We start from the raw sequence: 18,195 nt of genomic DNA on the forward strand, positions 1-18,195 counted from the left end.
GCCCATCGGTGGATCGAGGCTTAGGTCGAGTTCCGCACGGTGTTGCCCAGCCCACGCCAACCGGGCCGGGCAGGCCGAGCTGATCACCCGCACCCGCGACCCACACCTACTGGACGAGAACTTCATCGCCACCAACCGGGACGCCTGGTTGAACTGAGCCCGCCGCTCACCACCCCACGCGCACCCGCCCCACCGGACCGTCATCAACGCCAGTGGCACAACCACCAGGAGCGTCGGTCCGGGTCGGCGCCATCGTGGCCGAATCCCAATTCGGGCTGACTTCTTCAGGGCTTATCGCCTCGCTGCAACCCTCGCCGCCTCGCGCAGAAGCGATACCCTCGAGTGAACGTCAAAGGGAGGGGTCGGATGAAGGACCGAGAAACCGGACCTGGTTTCGAAGATGTCACGATCGGGGTGCTAGGCGCGGAAAATTTCCTCAACCGCATTTCTGCTGTCGCGCGAGCCGAAGTTCGCACCCCCTACCGACTCCTGGCCGCATCCGATGACAAGGGCGCAGGCGTACGCGAGGAGGCCCTGCGCATCGCAGAGAACGTCGACGTGCTCCTATTCTCGGGGCCGTTGCCCTACGACCTCGCCACTTCTGGTGGATCCTTACCGGTACCAGCGACCTTTATCCCCACTGGCGGGGTCGCGCTCCCGACAGCCTTGCTCCGCGGAACCCTGAGCGAAACAGTCGACACCGCACGGGTCAGTATCGACTCGGTAAACACTCGAGAGGTCCGCGAGACCTACTCCGAGCTCGGTGTGGACATGACGGACGTGCACGTCATCGAGTACCACGAGGCTGTCTCACCCGAGCAGTTCCTGGATTTCCACGTCGAGCGTTATGAGGCCGGCCGGACCAGCGGAGCGATAACGACGGTCCCCTGGGTCACCGAGACTTTGACCGCGGCCGGAATCCCGAACCTCGTCATGGCGCCTGCACCGCTGACGATGCGCAACGCCCTGCGTACCGCCAGGCTCCTCGGCAGTGGCGCCCGGATGGAGGACTCCCGGATCGCCATCGTCATCGTGCGACTGCCGGCCTCCGCCCTGCCGAACCGGACCAGCTCGAGCAACTTCTGGTTCCAGGAGCTCAAACTCTCGTTGCACCGCACGCTGCTGCACGAAGCCCGTCGGATGGACGCGGCCGTGCTCCAACGCGATGAGCAGAGTTTCCTGGTGATCACCACCATGGGGTCACTACGCACGGGCACCGATGACCTGCAGCGCGCACCATTCCTCGCCAATGTCTCCTCCGCGCTGGGCATCGAGGCCGAGGTCGGAATCGGATTGGGGCGCACCACGGTCGAGGCGGAGGAACATGCCCAGGCCGCGGTCAACCTCTCCGCCGAGCAACCCGGAGATCGCGCCTTCCTGATCGGCCCGAACGGAGGACCGATCTCACTCGCTGCATCGGGAACCGGTCCGGCACCGGTACGGGAGCCTGTCGCGGCCCAGCACGCCAAGACGCTGCGCAGCATCGTGCAGGCACTGGACGCCGAAGGCGACAGCAAACGCGTCGTGGATGCCGATCGATCGATCGCCAAACTCCAGGGGGTCACGCTCCGCACCGCACGGCGCACCCTGCACAACCTGGTCGACGCCGGCCTCGCGTGGCCGATGCCTCCGGCACGGCAGCAGAAAGTGGGACGCCCTCCGGTGCGGTATCAACTTCTGGATGAGCGACTCGAAGCCTGACTATTGCGCAAGGCCGAAACGCTTGATTCGGACTTGCCTAAATGGCCCCTGATCGTGCAAGGTGTGTCCTGTGACCACAGAAGATCGCAATGACGCACAAACTCTGACCCTCTGGACTCGCAACCAGCCGCACGATGAGGACGTGCCTTGGGCTGCCTATGCCCGGGAGGTTCTCTCCCACGCCGGTTTCAGTTACCACCTGGCCGATTCTCCCGATGCGCTGCGCTCCGGAGGCGTCGTCCTCGTCACCGAGCCGGTCGACGGTGAGCATGCCAAGGCGCTGACTGCGTGGGTGCGGGACGGTGGAGCCCTGGTCATCACCGGCGACCCCGGCGATCTGGGCCGACGTCGCCGGCGTGACGAACCGGGGACCCGTTGCTGCGGGGACGGTCACCTGTGGCCAAGGCTGGGCTAAGCACCCCCCGCGCCCGATACGCGCGCTGCGCGGACACGCACTACGCCCGGACGAACACGCCGAGGTGCTGGCCACCTTCAGCGATGGCAGCGCAGCGGTCACCCGGACCACCGCGGGAGCCGGGGTGGTCCTCACCTTCGGGGTGGACCTCTGGTACACGATCTGCCGGATCCAGCAGGGCTATCCGGTCAGGGGCGACGGCACCCCCTCCTCCGATGGCACTGCCCCGATCGATGACGACATCCTCAAGGCTGAGGACGGCATGGCCCTCGATCTCGAAGAGGATCGTGCGATGCCCCCCGGGGAGCCGGACCTACCGCCGGATTACACCCACACCTATCCCCCGCCGTCGGCCGTCCCGATCTTCGACCAACCGCACGCGGACTGGTGGCGGTCACTCCTCCTGCAGGCGCTGTGGCAAGCCGCTGGGCACACCGGAGCGGGCATGGCGTGGCTCGACTATTGGCCGGCCGGCATCGATGCGATCGCGCACATGTCACACGACGCCGATGGCAATGACCCGGCCGACGGCCGCGCCGCACTCGAGGCGTTCGCCGCCGCCGGCGTCAAAGTGACGTGGCACCAGGTCTACCCCGGCGGTTACGGGCAGGAGGTACTCGCCGAGATCACCGACGCCGGACATGAGCAATCCCTGCACTACAACGCGATGGCGGACTCCGACCTGGCCCACTGGGGGTGGCCGCAACTGCGCGGCCAGTACGCCTGGGCACAGGCGATCAGCGGTCGCGAAGACATCGTGTCGAACAAGAACCATTACACCCGCTGGGAGGGCTGGACGGAGTTCTACACGTGGTGCGAGCGCGTGGGGATCCAGATCGATTCCTCCCGCGGGCCCAGCAAGCAGGGCACCATCGGCTTCCCCTTCGGCACTGCCCACGTGTCCTTCCCGCTGCGACCGGCAGGTCACGATGACACGTTCCACGATGTGCTCAACCTTCCCTTGCACACCCAGGATCTCGCGTGGGCAGGCCACATCTCGGTCCGAGATGTCATTCTCGATGCCGCGCAGGACCAGCACGGCGTGGCTCACTTCCTGTTCCACGGCCCGCACCTGCGCAAACGGCCCTTGACCACGCAAGCCTGTGTCGAGGTCGCCGAGGCGGCACGCGAGCGCGGGATGCCGTGGTGGACGGCCGAGGAGATCAACACCTGGGAGCGCACCCGCCGCGACGTGCATGTGCGCGTCCAACGGGTCCAGGAGGGGTGGAAGGTGTTGGCTCACACTCCCCGCGCAGTTCCCGGAGCCGCCTTGATCCTGGCGCTACCCGAGAGTGTCCAACCCGACTCCGAGGATGCGCGGGTGCGGACCGTGCAGCGCCACGGCCACCCGTTCGTGGAGTTGGGGGTCGACCTACCCGTGGGCCACAGTTCCTGGCTCCTGCGGCCATGACCCTGCTGGGCACCGACCGGGCGGACATCACACCACCCGGACCGACGTCACTGGCCGGGTACGCGACCCGAGCAGCGTTCGGGCCGGCCGAGACGGCACTGAGCCCGTTGCAGTTGCGAACATTCGTGCTGGGCGGACGGGACGAACCACCGGTGGTGATCGTCGGTGCGGACCTGCTGTGGTGGGGCGAGGAGCTGGTCCAGGCCCTGCGCGAGCAGGTCCGCGCCACCTTCGGCATCCCCGAGCAGAACCTCGTGCTGCACGCCACGCACACCCACTCGGGGCCGCAGACGTGCCGGTACATGGCCCCCTCCCTGGGCAAGGTGGATACGAACTACCTCGATCACCTCCGCCGGACGACCCTGGCCAGTATCGAAGCCGCCCTGGGCGAACGCTCACCGGTGCGCATCGAGATCGGACGTGCGACGGCAGACGTGAGCGTGAACAGACGCTGGGCACGCACGGCCGGCGCGTTGCCCAACACACCGATCGATCGGGAACTCACCGCCGTACGCTTCGTCGACGAATCCGGGCGCAGCCAAGCGGCGTTCGTGCACTTCGCCTGCCATCCGGTGGTGCACCACGGCCACGCATTCAGCCCGGACTTTCCTGGCGCGCTCACCACCGAACTGGAATCCGACATCGCGCCGGTGGTGATGTATCTGCAGGGCTGCTGCGGCGACGTCAACCCCGACATGTACACCCCCGACGGGCTGTTCCGGGACGGGGCGCAACCCGAGATCGACCGGATGGGCCAGGACCTGGCCCGCGCGGCCCGGGCCGCCTTCGGAGCCGCGCACGCCGCCGGACCTCCGCGGATCGGCGTCAGGCGGGCGCAGGTGGACCTACCCCTGCAGGACCGCGTGGACACAAGTGAACTGCGGCGCTTGGCCGCATCCGATGATTACGTCGGCGAATGGGCCCGGCTGATGCTGGACCATCCGGACAGGTTCGCCCGCACACCATTTCTTGACATGGTCCGCGTGGACCTCAGTGAACGGCTGCGACTGCTGGGGATGGCAGGCGAACCATTCAGTCGCTACGGCCTGCACACCAAGCGGGTCAGCGGGCACACCTGCTTGCCGATGGGATACACCGACGGGATGACGACGTACCTGGTCGAGGCGCAGCACCACGCGGAGGGCGGCTACGAACCCGACCAGGCGCCGTACTACCTAGGCATGCCGGCCCGCCTCGCCATGTCAGCCGAGAGCGTCGTGCTCGAGGCGATCTCCGATCTCGTCGCAGTACCGGCCCACGCGCGCGCCGCCCAGTCGGTCACCAAGCCGTGACCAACCCGTGACCAACGAGACCTTGACCGCCCGCACTAGTCGACATAGCGTCAGTGCTCTACAGTAGTTTCGGACAGTCCCAATTCAATGGGTCCGTATCAAGGAGGATATCGATGGAAGCCGCACTCAAGAAGCGCTCAGCACGCCGGGCTGTCAGTTCCGTTGCCGTCACCGGGGCCGCCGCGCTGGTCCTGGCCGGATGCAACCTGTTCGGCAACGGAGGCTCGGGTATCGATGAGGGCGGCGGTGACAACGGAGAGGCGGCTGAGCAGGGCGGTCATATCACGGTCCACGCCACGAACTTCGCCCATATCGACCCCCAGTCGATCACGTTCGGCATGTGGCTGGTGCAGAAGGGTCTGCTGGAGGGCCTGGTGCTGCAAACCCCTGATGGCACCGATGTGCGCCCGGCTGTGGCCCAGGAGTGGGAGGTCAGCGAGGACGGGCTGACCCACACCTTCCACCTGCGGGACGCGAACTGGTCCAACGGTGACCCGATCACCGCCGAGCACTTCGTGCGGACCTATGAGCGGCTCCTCGACCCCGGCCGTGGACCGGGCGGGGTCACCACCGAAGCATCCTCCTACCAGGCCACACTCGGCATCCTCAACGCCACCGAGTACAGTTCCGGCGCCGTCGAGGACTTCGAGGAGGTCGGCATCAAAGCCCTGGACGAATCAACGCTGGAGTTCACCCTCGAGGGCCCCAACCCGGGGTTCGTGATGGGTTTGACGCATCCGTCCATGCTGCCGCTGCACCCGGATGCGATCGACGGCGATGAGAACTGGCAGCAGCCGGAGAACTGGCGCGGCAACGGGCCCTACAACCTGGTGGACTGGGTCTCGAACTCCTCCATGCGCCTGGAGCGCAACACCGAGTACTGGGACAACGAGAACGTCGCCCTGGACAGCATCGACGTCCAACTCATCGAGCAGGGCTCAATCACCACCACTGTCCCGTACGAGAGCGGCGAAGTCGACATCCAGGGACTCGGAGAGCCCGCCGACATCGCCCGATTCATGAACGACCCGGAACTGAGCGAGCACGTCAACGTGCTGGAGAACTCCGGTACGACCTACCTCGCCCGGCTGCACAGCAGGAACACCCTGCTGGAAGACCCACAGATCCGCACCGCATTGAGTCTGGGCATAGGCCGTGAGGAGATCGCGGGGATCTCCGAGACCACCGAACCCGCATCGACGCTGGTCAGCCCGATCGTGCCGGACTGGAGCGAGGACATCGCTGCCCACGATCAGATGTGGGGTGACGAGGCGGTCGAGGAAGCCCAGCGCCTCCTGGCCGATGCCGGCTACCCCGACGGAGAGGGATTCCCCACCCTGCACCTTCTCGCCGGGTCCGACTTCGCCCAACTGGACGCGATCATCGACACCTGGGAGACCAACCTGGGCATCGACGTCGTCAAGGACGTGGTCGAGGTCGGCGTGTACGTCGAACGGCGGGCCGAACTGCACGATGAGGACTACCTGGGTTACTGGTACGGCTCCTTCTCCGGGGTGAGCACCTGGCCCTACCAGGTGCAGCAACTGTGGGACCCGAACTTCACGCGTCAGTTCGCTCTGACCGACGAGGGCTACGAGCAGTTCCAGGAGATCAACGAGGACCCCGATCTGTCCGCGACTGAACGCAACGAGCAGATCGAGGAAACTCTGGCGACCATGTCCGACCCGAGCGCACAGGCCTACGCCGAGCGTGTCGAGGATGCGCAGGCTACGGTCGACGAAGCCGAGCAGCAGGAGATCCTGAAGGAGGCTGCCGGGCTGCGAGAGGAAGCGGAAATCTTCGTCCCGGTCGTGTGGAACTCTTCGGTGGTCATCGCCCAACCCCACGTCCAGGGCCTGGAGTTGCGCGCTCAGGCTGACAGTTACTACTTCAAGGACCTGTGGGTTGACGAGGACGCGGCGGAGTGAGACTTCGCTTCGCTGCCTCACATCGGCAAGCAGCCGGGCGGTCCCCCCGCCCGGCTGACCCTCGGCCAACGATGAGGAAGCAGGGGTGCGCATGGGAATGATCGGATTCATCGGTCGTCGACTGGTCCGCATGGCCCTGTCGTTGGTCGCAGTGTCGATGCTGGCCTTCACGCTGCTGCAGATGGCCCCGGGCAACTTCGCCGACATCCAGCGCGCCAGTTCCGGAGCCACCGGCATGGCCGGGGAGCAGATGCAGGCCGTGGCCGGTGAGTTCGCCACCCGCTACGGCGAGGACGTCCCGGCCTGGCAGCAGTACCTCATCTTCATGCGCGGGGCGCTGACGTGGAACCTGGGTCCCTCCTACCGGTACCCGGCGCAGAACGTGGAGGAACTGATCGCCCAGGGGTTCCCGGTGTCCGGTGCCCTGGCCGTGCTGGCCACGGCGCTAGCCCTGGCGATCTCCATCCCGATCGGGGTACTCGCGGCACTGCGACAGCGGTCGCTGTGGGACACCGGTTCGATGTTCGTGCTGACCATGGGCAACGCGCTGCCGAGCTACCTGGTCGGGGTGTTCCTGATCCTGATCTTCTCCGGCTGGTTGCGGGTACTGCCCGCTGCCGGATGGTCCGGGCCCGAACATCTGGTGTTACCGGTCCTCGCCTTGGCGGTCGGGCCCCTGGCGGTCCTGGCCCGCTATGTTCGCTCCTCAGTGCTGGACACCCTGCGGGAGGAGTATGTCACCGCAGCCCTGGCCAAGGGGGGCAAGTACCGGGTCGTGATCATCAAGCACGTGCTACGGAACTCCTTGATTCCCCTGGTGACGGTGAGCGGTCCGATGCTGGCCGCGTTGATGACCGGCACCGTCTTCATCGAGACCATGTTCCGCATCCCCGGGCTGGGTCTGGCCTTCACCCAAGCCGCCACCAGCCGGGATATGCCCTTGCTGATGGGCACCACCCTGTTCTTTGCCATCATCCTGATGGTCACCAACCTGATCGTCGACCTCGTGTACGGCCTTCTCGACCCGCGCGTACGCGCAGAAAGTGGGCGTAAGCTCCGTGGCAGTCGAAACCGCAGAAAAACAGCCATCTCCGACCCCGAAGCAGACGAAGGTCAAGGGAATAGGACCGTGGTCAAGGGCCTGGGCTAGGTACCGTCGCAACCGGCTGGCCTTCATCAGCCTGTGGGTTGTGGTGGTCCTCGCACTGGTGGCAATCTTCGCTCCGGTGCTCGCTCCCTACCACCACTCCGCGACGAATTACGGCCAGACCCTCGCCGGGATCGGTACCCCCGGGCATCCGCTGGGCACCGACGTGCTCGGGCGGGACATCCTGTCCCGGATGATCTTCGGATTCCGCACCGCGTTGATGGTCGCCGTGGTGGCCGAGATCATCTCGGTCGTGGCAGCCCTGCTCATCGGTGTCACCGCCGGGTATCGCGGGGGCAAGATCGAGTCGCTCCTGATGGCCATCACCGACGTGATGTACGCCTTCCCGGGGTACCTGTTCGCAGTGCTGCTCGTGACGGTCTTCGGCCGCAGTTTCTGGGCGGTGATGGCCGCGATCGCGGTCGCCGGCTGGGTGACCCAGGCCCGGTTGATGCGTGCCCAGGTGATGACGATCAAGAAGCGTGAGTTCGTCGAGGCAGCCAAGGGCATGGGTGCGAAAGGTCCCACGATCGCCACCCGGTACATCCTGCCGAACGCCCTGGGTCCGCTGCTGGTCACGACAAGTTTCGCCGTACCGGCCGCGATCACCACCGAGGCGGGTCTATCGCTGCTCGGTCTGGGGATCGCCAACATGCCCTCATGGGGGGCGATGATCAACGAGGGGGTCCGCTACGCCACGTCGATGCCGCACATGGTCCTCTCCCCAGCATTGGCGTTCGCCGTCACGTTGCTGGCCTTCACCTGGATCGGTGACGGTGTCCGCGATGCCTTCGACGTCACACAGGAGGAAGGGTGAACACACGCCCTCAGAACGCCCAGGAACCGGTCAGCCCGCTGCTGGAGGTCAAAGGATTGCGCACTGGGTTCCGCCGGCCCGACGGCAGCACGTTCGTGGCCGCCGACGGCGTGGACTTCACCCTGGAGGAAGGGCGCGCCCTGGCGATCGTGGGTGAGTCCGGAAGCGGAAAGAGTGTCTCCGTGCGTTCGCTCCTGCGGCTGCTGCCCAAGACGGCAGAGATCCTCGACGGCGAGGTCCGCTACCGCGGTACCGATCTGCTCACCGTGTCTCCCGGCGCACTTCGCAAGGTGCGCGGGCGGGAGATCGGGATGGTCTTTCAGAACGCCATGGAGGCGCTGAACCCAACCATCGGGGTGGGCAAGCAACTCGCCGAGGCGCTCACATGGCACAAACTCTGCTCAAGACGGCAGGCCCGGTCCCGGGCGATCGAGGCCCTGCGGGATGTGGGCATCCCCGAACCGGAACATCGGGCCTCGATGTATCCCTTCCAGTTCTCCGGCGGCATGCGTCAACGCGCGATGATCGCCATGGCCATCATCTCCTCCCCCAAACTGCTCATTGCCGACGAGCCCACCACCGCTCTGGACGTGACCGTGCAGGCCCAGGTGTTGGACCTGCTGGCACAGATCAAGGAGGGTGGCACGGGGATGATCATGGTGACCCACGACCTCGGCGTGGCCCGGCGGTTCTGTGACGACGTCCTGGTGATGAACCAGGGGGCGGTCGTCGAGAAGGGCACCATCGCACAGGTCCTGGATGATCCGCAGGACTCCTACACCAAGATGCTGCTCTCGGCGACTCTGGAGGTGGGCACCGCCCGGAACACCTCCCGCACCACCGGTTCCATCACGCCGGCGGACTCCACCGAGGCGACCGGGGACACCACCGCCCAGTCCGAACCGATCATCGTCGCCGAGCATATGCACAAGACGTTCCATACCGCCGGTGGGGACGTCCCGGCCGTGCAGGACGTCAGTTTCCAGATCAGGTCCGGGCGCACTCTGGGGTTGGTCGGGGAGAGCGGCAGCGGCAAGTCCACGGTGGCCCGCCTCGTCATGGGCCTGCACGGTCTGGATGAGGGCAAGGTGTCCCTCGACGGGGTCGATGTGCACTCCAAGGAGTCACACCTGTTGCGGAACCGGATGCAGATGGTGTTCCAGAATCCCTACGGCTCCCTGATCCCGCAGTACACCGCCGGTACCAACATCACCGAGGCCTTGCGACTGCAGAAGATCGGCACCAAGAACGAACGTGATGACCGCGCGGCCGAGTTGCTGCGACTGGTCGGACTCTCCCCTGACGACGCGCAGCGCTACCCCCAGCAGTTCAGCGGTGGACAGCAGCAACGGATCGCAATCGCCCGGGCGTTGGCCCCGAACCCGGACGTGTTGATCTGCGATGAACCGACGTCGTCCCTGGACGTGTCCATCCAGGCCCAGATTCTGGAGTTGCTGAACGAGATCCAGGAGCGCCTGGGCGTGGCATACCTGCTCATCTCCCACAACCTGGCCGTCGTGGAAAAGATGTCCGACACCGTCGCGGTCATGCGAAAGGGAGAGATCGTCGAGTACGGCGATCGAGAGTCCATCTTCACCAATCCCGAACACCCCTACACCCAGCAGTTGCTCGATGCCATCCTTCCCGTCAGAGCGATGGCTGCCTGACGGTCCACACCCCGGAGATCCTGTGTCAATGTCGACCGCACGTCCGATCCACTCCCGGCTCCGCCTCGCTGCGGTCGCCACCGCCGGCGCGCTCTTGCTGGCTGGCTGCAACCTGTTCGGCAACGGCGGTGCCGAAGTCGAGGACGATGACGGCGGCGGTACCGCCGCGCAGGCCCAGGGCGGGCACATCACCGTGCAGCTGACCAACTTCGCCCACATCGACCCCCAGTCGATCACCTTCGGGATGTGGCTGGTGCAGATGGGCCTGTTGGAAGGGTTGGTGCTGCAGACCGGTGACGGCACCGACGTTCGCCCCGCGATGGCGCAGGATTGGGACGTCAGCGACGACGGTCTGACCTACACCTTCCACCTGCGGGACGCGAACTGGTCCAACGGCGAGCCGGTCACCGCTGAGGACTTCGCGTGGAGTTACCAGCGCCTGCTCGATCCCGCCCGCGGTACCGGCGGGATCGCCACCGGCGATTCCTCCTATCAAGCGAACCTGGGCATCCTGAACGCCGCGGAGTACAACGCCGGGATCGTGGAGGATTTCGAGGACGTCGGCATCGAGGCCGTCGACGAGTCCACTCTGGAATTCACCCTGGAGGCGCCCAACCCCGGGTTCATCATGGGCCTGACCTATCCCTCGATGCTGCCCCTGAACCCGGGCGCGGTCGAAGGAGACGACAGTTGGCAGCAGCCTGAGAACTGGGTGGGTAACGGGCCCTACAACCTGGTGGACTGGGTCTCGAACTCCTCCATGCGCTTGGAGCGCAACACCGAGTACTGGGACAACGAGAACGTCGCCCTGGACAGCATCGACGTCCAACTCATCGAGCAGGGCTCAATCACCACCACAGTGCCGTACGAGAGCGGCGAAGTCGACATCCAAGCACTCTCCGAGCCCGCTGAGGTCACCCGGTTCATCAATGACCCCGAACTCAGTGAGCACCTGATCCTGCTGGAGAACTCCGGCACCACCTACGTCACACCACTGCACAGCCAGAACACGATTCTGCAGGACCAGGAGGTGCGGAGCGCGTTGAACCTGGGCCTGGGCCGGGAGCAGATCGCCGGTATCTCCGAACTCACCGAGCCCGCCGCCACGCTCCTCTCCCCCGCCACGCCTGACTGGGGCGAGGACCTGGCCGCCCACGAGCAGATGTGGGGCGATGAGGCGGTTGCCGAGGCCCAGCGCCTGCTTGCCGAGGCCGGCTACCCCGACGGTGAAGGCTTTCCGAACCTGACGTTGCTCGCCGGCGCCGACTTCCCGCAACTGGACGCGATCGTGGATACCTGGCAGACCAACCTGGGGATCGATGTCACCAAGGATGTCGTCGAAGTCGGCGTGTACGTGGACCGGCGCTATGACACCCACGATGAGGACTACTTCGGACTCTGGTACGGCTCCTTCTCCGGGATCAGCACCTGGCCCTACCAGGTCCAGCAACTCTGGGATCCGAACATGACCCGGGAGGCCGGGCTGGACATCGACTCCTACGCCGAGCTCCAGGAGGTCCAGTCCGACGAATCCCTGAGTTCCAGCGAACGCACCGAGGCGGTGGAGCGGATCCGCCACGACGGTACCGAGCCGCTCGCGCGGGAGTTCGCCGAGCGCGTGCTCGACGCCCAGGAGACCGTGGACGAGAACGAGCAACAGGGGATCCTGCGGGACGCCGCCGCGATCCGTGAACGTTCTGAACTATTCCTACCGGTGGTGTGGAACAGCATGTACTACATCGCGCAGCCGCATGTGCAGGGTCTGGAGCTGCGAGCCCAGGCCGACCGGTACTACTTCAAGGATCTGTGGGTGGACGAGGACGCCTAGAGACCAGCCCGCCGTCACCGAACCTGACCGGAGGGTCGGTGAAGACCCGTGCCACCTACTACACCCCGGAGCGGGTGCAGGCCGCCCGGGCCAATGTGGCCGAACTGGCGTGGGCGGGCTGGCTCCGTGATACGGCGGTGGCGGCGGCGCAGCAGGCCATCGATGCGGGTGCGGAGTGGTTGTGGGAGTCGGTTACCACCCAGGGCCTGCCGCGGAGTTTCGCGGTGAACCAGGACCTGGGTTTACCCATCACGGGGACCGAGATCTTCGAGTACGGCAACTATCCGTGGCGCGCCGATCCGTCTGCGCAGCCATGGAAACTCACCGATCCCAGTTCGGGTTACACCTTCCCGACCAATGACTTCGCGGCCTTCTACGCCAGCGCGCTGGACGCGAACGGCAATTTCGACCGTGACCTCGGGGACCCGCAGTTCCTGGTGAACACCGCCTTCCCGGAGCGGGGCCCGGACTGGGGCGTGGACGACGGCTGGGGATGGGTCGACGACGACGGTGCGAAGTGGACGTTCTGCGCCTACTACAACCACTGGTTCCTCTGGTATGCCCCGTTGCCGGTCGGCGATCACGAATTGACCAGCATCCGGCGAGGGTTGGAGGCCCTACGGGACGCCTACCTCTACACCGGCGACCTGACCTACGCCCATCACGGGATCGTGCTGCTGGATCGGTTCGCCGACGCCTACCCCGCGATGGACACCTCGGTGTACACCGTCGCGGATGGCTACCGGAATTCCGACGGCGGTCGTGGCAGAGGCAAGGCGGTGGGGTCGATCTGGGAGAACGGCCTGGTCGGCAGCCTGATCACCGCGTACGACGCCTTCTACCCGGCCCTGAGCGAGAGTGATGAGGCAGGCGTGCTGGAGTTACTCTCCGCCAAGTCCGAACAGTACGGCCTGGCGCCCAAGGAAACCATCGCGGACGTCCGCGCCAACATCGAGCACGGCGTGCTGCGCCAGATCTACCGGGCGGTCCGCGGTGCCCAGATCTTCGGCAACTTCGGGATGCACCAGAACACCCTGGCCCAGGCCGCCGTCGTGCTGGACGAGCCGGAGGCCGCGAAGGAATGGCTGGACTTCGTCTTCGCCGCCGGTGGTCTGATCAACGAGGGCGGCGGCGACTGGTCGGTCACCGGTGGGAACGTCGCCCCCACCCTCGTCGACAGCGTGGACCGGGACGGCTGGTACCAGGAGGGCGCGCCCGCCTACAACATCCTGGCCATCAACAACTTGCGGAACATGGCCGACACCCTCGACGGGTTCGACACCTATCCGGTCGCCGACGTCGCCAGTCATCCCAAGTTCGAGGCCATGGTCGCTGCCCGCCCGCGGCTGACCATGCTCTCGGCCTACACCCCCTCAATCGGCAACTCCGGACAGACGGGCCGGCCGTTCCTGCTCGGCTCGCCCGACGACTACGTGCACGCCTACGAGCGCTACGGGAACGTCGTCGATGCCCAGATGGCCTACCTGGTCAACGAGAACAGCACCGATGGTCTGCGCTCCGATGTGTTCAGCCCCGACGCCGCCGGCATCGAAGAGCACATCGCAGCGGTGATCGAGCACCACGGCCAACTCTCCCTGGGCAGCGAGGACCTCACCGGTTTCGGTCTGGCGATCCACCGCTCCGGGCACGGAAGCGCCGAACGGGCGATGACCACCTCCTACAGTTCGAATCACTGGCACGGTTATCGCACCGCCCTGGCCCTCGGCCTGTTCGGGCACGGCCTGGATCTGATGCCTGGCATCGGCTCGCCGGAGTTCACCGACACCAATGCGCGCCGGTTCGAGTGGGAGTCGAACACCGTGGCCGCCAATACCGTCGTCGTCGATGCGACTCCGCACGCCTCGATGGTGGTAGGCCGTCCATTGGGCTTCTTCTCCGGCGGTGAAGTGCACATGAGTGACGTCGAGGCACCGGGGGCCTACCCCGACGCCGAGCGGTACCGGCGCACCACGGTCCTGGTCGACATCGACCCCCAGCACTACTACATCCTGGACGTATTCCGGGTCCGCGGCGGGAGGGAGCACGTCTTCTCCTTCCACACCGCCGAGGGCCCGGCCACCGCGAGCGGGGTCGATCTCGTCCAGCAGCCCACCGGAAGCTACGCCGGTCCGGGGATCGAACCACCGGACCCGGCGGGCGAGCCCCGCCCGGGAGCCAGCGGGTTCGACTGGCTGGGAAACGTCGAGCGCGGCAGGCCGGAGGGCCCCTTCAGCATCGACTGGGACATCGTGGACACTTACGGCGTGCTCGACGGCGATCCGGACCTGCACGTGCGGATGACGGTGCTGAGCGACGTGGAGGAGGTCGCGCTCGCCGACGGCATTCCACCGCGGAACAAGCCCGGCAACCCCGAGTCGCTGCGCTATGCGTTGCTACGCCGCACCGGCGAGGACCTCGACAGCATGTTCACCTCGGTGTTCGAGCCGTTCGTCGGAGCCAGCGCGATCTCCCAGGTCCGACCACTGCCCGTACGTGGTGACGACACGGACGGTGTCGCGGCCGTCGAGGTGAAACTCGCCGATGGCACCAAGCACTGGCTCGTGCACGATCCCGACGGGAGCCGAGAGGTCACCGTCGATGACCGGGTCACGGTCACAGGAACCTTCGTGATCATCCGCTTCGACAGCGACCAGAACGCGGTCAGCATGGACGGCTACGGCATGCAGGACATACGCGACGGCAGTCGGGTGCTCCTCACCGGCCGAGACCGTCTCCAGAACCTGACCGGGGTGGTCACCGAGCGCAGCGAAGAGTTGGATGCCACCGCCACGATGACGATCCAACTGGATCCCCCGGTCGCACCGGTGGGTGAGCAGGACCGGTGGGAAGGTACGCCTACGTCGACGACGACGGGGAGCCGAACGCGGTGTTCCGCATCGCAGCCGCACGCAGCCGGGGTCTGCACCTCGAGTTGGACGTGGACACCACGTTCGTGCGCGAGTACATCGATGCCGCAGATCCGGACGCCGGGTACGTCTACGACGTCGAGCCCGGGAGGCGGGTGCGCATCCCCGCGCCCGCGCACTGGGAGTCGTGACTCAGCACGACTGAGGCGGACGCGCCGGGCGCGTCCGCCTCAGTGGTGTCCCCGGCTCCTCAGGTAAGGCCGGCCAGCAAGGTGCGTGCCTGCTCACGCAGGTCCTGCTGTGCGACCTCACTGAGGGTGTCCGGCCGCTTGGGGTTGTCCAGATGGCCGATGAACCGCTCCAAGGCGCGTGCGGCCGGGGTGGTGTCCCCGGCCTCCAGGTGCTGTTGCGCCTGCGTAGCCGCACTGGTCAGGCGATTCGTGATCGGCCCGGCCACGTCCCCGGACTCGATGTAACCCTCCAGGCTCGAGATCAAGGCCTCGACCCCACCGGGCTGCTCACTGGCCTGCGGCACGATACGCAGCAGGGTGGTGGCGGCGTCACGGGTGTACAGGTTGCCGTAAGCGTCGATGGTCAGGAACGGCCCGGCCCCGTCAATCAGAACCTGCAGGTCCTCGGCCGCGCCGGCGCGCAGGGTTCCTGCCGGGTCGAAGCCGAAGACTCGCCCGCCCGCATTGCCGTAGATGGTGCCATCGAAAGCGGTGGTCATCTGGGCGTAGTTGCCCGCGATCCGTGAGCCCGGCTTGTGATCATCGAAGACCTCCTCGGTGTGCACCCACTCCAGCGTCTGCGGGTCCATCCCCAGCAGCCAGCCCTCGGCGTAGAACCACACCGTGCCCTCCGCGTCGGTCGCAGAGGCGCTGACCGCCCGGAGGCCGGGCACCGGCAACTCGATCTCCTCGATCTCCTCGATCTCCTCGGTGCTCCCGTCGAAGACCAGCACGCTGGCCTCCTCTTGCAGCGGCAGGCTGGTGTAGGCGAAGAAGATGTTTCCGCCGCCGAAGATCCGGTCTCCGCTACCGGTCAGGGTGTCCACGGACTGGTGGCCGATCGGACCTTCGATGGTGTGGCACTCGCCGGTGTCCAGGTCGAGCCAGCCGAAGGCTCCGGCATCGGCAGCCTCCCCGGCCTGGGACCCGAAGTAGATCCGGTCCTCGACGCCATGCAACCCATAGGGACGGTTCTGACCGGCGCCGATGGTGCACTCCGCTCTGGGGGCCTGCCCGTCCTCGAGTTCGGCGCCCGTGAACGATGTGATCGTCCCGCCCGGGTAGTTGCCCTGGTAGATGCGCCCGTCATGAAGGATCATCTCCTCGGCTTGACCCCCGAGTTGCCACGACTGTTGCCGGTCCCCGCGCATCGGCGATTCCGCCGCGATTCCGCCGCCGAGGTAGCCGGCTGAGTAGATTCGCCCGTCCGCCCCGGTGGCCAGGCTGTTGATCCGGCGGGAGACATCGGGAACGTCCGGGACCTGTTCGACGTCGATCGTCTCGGTCTCGATGTTGTAGCGAGTCAGGAACCCGTAGGCGTTGATGCCGACAAGGGTGGCGCCGGGCCACTGCGGGTCGTCCAGTTCGACGATGTCCCACTGCCGGGCGAGGATGACCACGTCCTCGGGGAGTTGGGTCTCCTCTCCGGTGAGGATGTTGTAGCGGAACAGCGGCCAACCCTCGTAGCCGGCCTTGGTGTAGTAGATGTGGTCGTCGTGGATGGGGCTGGAACCGGGGTGGGCCACACCGCGGATCTCATCGACCACCTCGACCTGCAGTTCGCCGTCGTCGGTACGCTCCACGTCGAGCACCACCAGCCAGTCGTTGCCGGCGCTGGTGGCGTCGCCGACCCAGGCCAGCACATGACCCTGGCTCATGACGATGTCCCGGACCTGGACGGAGTCCTGGATCTCCTGATCGAGTAACGGCGCGAGGTTCTCGCACTCGTTCGTATCGATGCTGCAGGCGAACAGGTTGACCTGATTTCCGGTGCCCACGAACACCGTGCGGCTGGCTTCGTCGTAGCCCATGGAGCGGGTGTAGTTGGCCTCATCGGTGAGCGGCATCTCTCCGAGAATGCCGGTGAACCCCTCGCCCTCGGTGAACGTGTAGACCGAGGCCCCGGGATAGCCGTCGGTTGGTTCTCCCCAGCCGCCACCGTAGGCGTTGCCTTCCTCATCAAAATCGACGTTGTAGGCGAAACTCCAGGCCGGGATGTCCGGCTGGCCGGCGTTCACCGCTTCCTCCTCCCCCGGGGTGTACAGCCACAACGCGCCGGCACCGTAGGTCCCGACGTAGACGGTGCCGGTAACCGGGTTCTGGTTCACTGCCCAGCCTCCGGTCGCACCCGGTAGCCGTACCGAGCGGGTGACCTCCCGGGTGAGGATGTCCGTGGCGACCAGAATTCCCGGGTCGTCCTCGCTTCCGGTGGCCATCGCCCAGATCACGTCCCGGCCGTTCTCATCCACGCCCGCCCGCCTCGCTGGAGAAGAACTGCGGGCGCTCGTTGATCTGCGCAGCGAGGCTGGTGTATTCGGCGCTGATCAGGACGTTGTCGACGTCCACCGCGCCGGTGGCACCGACCTCCACCTGCACCCCGGCGGCACCTTCCGGAGCATCGGCGTCCACGCGTATGCGTTGGGGATGAACCGGCCCCCGGTCGGTTTCCAGCACGTCTCCGTCACCGTCCACCCAGTGCAGGCTGAGCCACGCCTGGCCCTCCCCGGTGGTATCCGCCCACGCGGTGTAGCGCACTCCGGTCTCAACCGGGACGGCCTCAGCAAGTGCGCCGGCCTGCTCGCACGCGCCGCTGGCATCGATCCCCAGCGCCTGGTCACCATCCGTGGACCAGTCCGTGGTGACCGCCAAGGCGTCCGCGCACTCCTCGCCTGCGACGCCACCGTTGCCGTCCGAGACGCTCCACCCGGCCAGGTCCTCCTCGAAACTGTGATTGGACAGGAGGGTGTCGCCGTCGACGACCGTGGGATCGGTCTGCGCGTGCGCCGCTACCGGTGGCACCAGCAGCGCCGCGGACAACAATGCGGCAGCCGCGAGCGCGCCCGCTCGAGGAACGGGAATCTGGTCACGCTTCTTCGCGTCCGATTCAGACAT

General features: G+C 66.4%; 12 protein-coding genes. 10 read left to right on the plus strand and 2 right to left on the minus strand.

The window, feature by feature from the left end:
- The first annotated feature begins 366 nt into the window (after positions 1-366).
- The 10 genes from ACRRRO_RS01865 (at position 367) to ACRRRO_RS01910 (ending at position 15,331) form a co-directional block, all read left to right on the plus strand.
- Entirely contained in the window at positions 367-1,701 is a 1,335-nt protein-coding gene (locus ACRRRO_RS01865; protein WP_434080982.1) for a hypothetical protein, read from the plus strand.
- Positions 1,702-1,771: 70 nt separating this feature from the next.
- Positions 1,772-2,116 (plus strand): hypothetical protein, encoded by a 345-nt coding sequence (locus tag ACRRRO_RS01870; RefSeq protein ID WP_434080983.1) that lies wholly within the window; start codon positions 1,772-1,774, stop codon positions 2,114-2,116.
- 64 nt (positions 2,117-2,180) lie between these two features.
- Positions 2,181-3,527 (plus strand): hypothetical protein, encoded by a 1,347-nt coding sequence (locus ACRRRO_RS01875; RefSeq protein ID WP_434080984.1) that lies wholly within the window; start codon positions 2,181-2,183, stop codon positions 3,525-3,527.
- Complete coding sequence (locus ACRRRO_RS01880) at positions 3,524-4,819, plus strand: neutral/alkaline non-lysosomal ceramidase N-terminal domain-containing protein (protein WP_424798120.1); 1,296 nt, start codon at positions 3,524-3,526, stop codon at positions 4,817-4,819. The genes ACRRRO_RS01875 and ACRRRO_RS01880 overlap by 4 nt, the downstream gene beginning before the upstream one ends.
- Before the next feature lie 113 nt (positions 4,820-4,932).
- Positions 4,933-6,747 (plus strand): peptide ABC transporter substrate-binding protein, encoded by a 1,815-nt coding sequence (locus ACRRRO_RS01885; RefSeq protein WP_424798121.1) that lies wholly within the window; start codon positions 4,933-4,935, stop codon positions 6,745-6,747.
- Between the two features lie 91 nt (positions 6,748-6,838).
- Positions 6,839-7,897: an ABC transporter permease gene (locus ACRRRO_RS01890; protein ID WP_424798122.1), complete on the plus strand. Its 1,059-nt coding sequence runs from the start codon at positions 6,839-6,841 to the stop codon at positions 7,895-7,897.
- 25 nt (positions 7,898-7,922) lie between these two features.
- A complete protein-coding gene (locus ACRRRO_RS01895; RefSeq protein WP_424798136.1) occupies positions 7,923-8,711 on the plus strand; it encodes an ABC transporter permease in 789 nt (262 codons plus the stop codon).
- The gene (locus tag ACRRRO_RS01900; RefSeq protein ID WP_424798123.1) at positions 8,708-10,378 is read left to right on the plus strand and encodes a dipeptide ABC transporter ATP-binding protein; all 1,671 of its coding nucleotides are present in this window, start codon (positions 8,708-8,710) and stop codon (positions 10,376-10,378) included. The genes ACRRRO_RS01895 and ACRRRO_RS01900 overlap by 4 nt, the downstream gene beginning before the upstream one ends.
- A gap of 28 nt (positions 10,379-10,406) precedes the next feature.
- Complete coding sequence (locus ACRRRO_RS01905) at positions 10,407-12,206, plus strand: peptide ABC transporter substrate-binding protein (RefSeq protein WP_424798124.1); 1,800 nt, start codon at positions 10,407-10,409, stop codon at positions 12,204-12,206.
- A gap of 38 nt (positions 12,207-12,244) precedes the next feature.
- Positions 12,245-15,331 carry a hypothetical protein gene (locus ACRRRO_RS01910; protein ID WP_434080985.1) on the plus strand — a complete coding sequence of 1,029 codons (3,087 nt, stop codon included), beginning with the start codon at positions 12,245-12,247 and terminating at the stop codon, positions 15,329-15,331.
- Here ACRRRO_RS01910 and ACRRRO_RS01915 read toward each other — a convergent pair.
- Positions 15,324-17,552: an FIMAH domain-containing protein gene (locus ACRRRO_RS01915; protein WP_434080986.1), complete on the minus strand. Its 2,229-nt coding sequence runs from the start codon at positions 17,550-17,552 to the stop codon at positions 15,324-15,326. The two genes, ACRRRO_RS01910 and ACRRRO_RS01915, sit on opposite strands and share 8 nt — an antisense overlap.
- Positions 17,545-18,195: a hypothetical protein gene (locus ACRRRO_RS01920; protein ID WP_434080987.1), complete on the minus strand. Its 651-nt coding sequence runs from the start codon at positions 18,193-18,195 to the stop codon at positions 17,545-17,547. Before ACRRRO_RS01920 ends, ACRRRO_RS01915 begins: the two co-directional genes overlap by 8 nt.

The organism is Sanguibacter sp. Z1732, from assembly GCF_051020515.1.
GTDB lineage: Bacteria > Actinomycetota > Actinomycetes > Actinomycetales > Beutenbergiaceae > CALKWS01.

Bases quoted from the DNA above. Each gene is read 5' to 3' on its own strand.
- ACRRRO_RS01865 (WP_434080982.1), top strand. From the start codon at position 367: ATGAAGGACCGAGAAACCGGACCTGGTTTCGAAGATGTCACGATCGGG.
- ACRRRO_RS01880 (WP_424798120.1), top strand. From the start codon at position 3,524: ATGACCCTGCTGGGCACCGACCGGGCGGACATCACACCACCCGGACCG.
- ACRRRO_RS01885 (WP_424798121.1), top strand. From the start codon at position 4,933: ATGGAAGCCGCACTCAAGAAGCGCTCAGCACGCCGGGCTGTCAGTTCC.
- ACRRRO_RS01890 (WP_424798122.1), top strand. From the start codon at position 6,839: ATGGGAATGATCGGATTCATCGGTCGTCGACTGGTCCGCATGGCCCTG.
- ACRRRO_RS01905 (WP_424798124.1), top strand. From the start codon at position 10,407: ATGTCGACCGCACGTCCGATCCACTCCCGGCTCCGCCTCGCTGCGGTC.
- ACRRRO_RS01920 (WP_434080987.1), bottom strand. From the start codon at position 18,195: ATGTCTGAATCGGACGCGAAGAAGCGTGACCAGATTCCCGTTCCTCGA.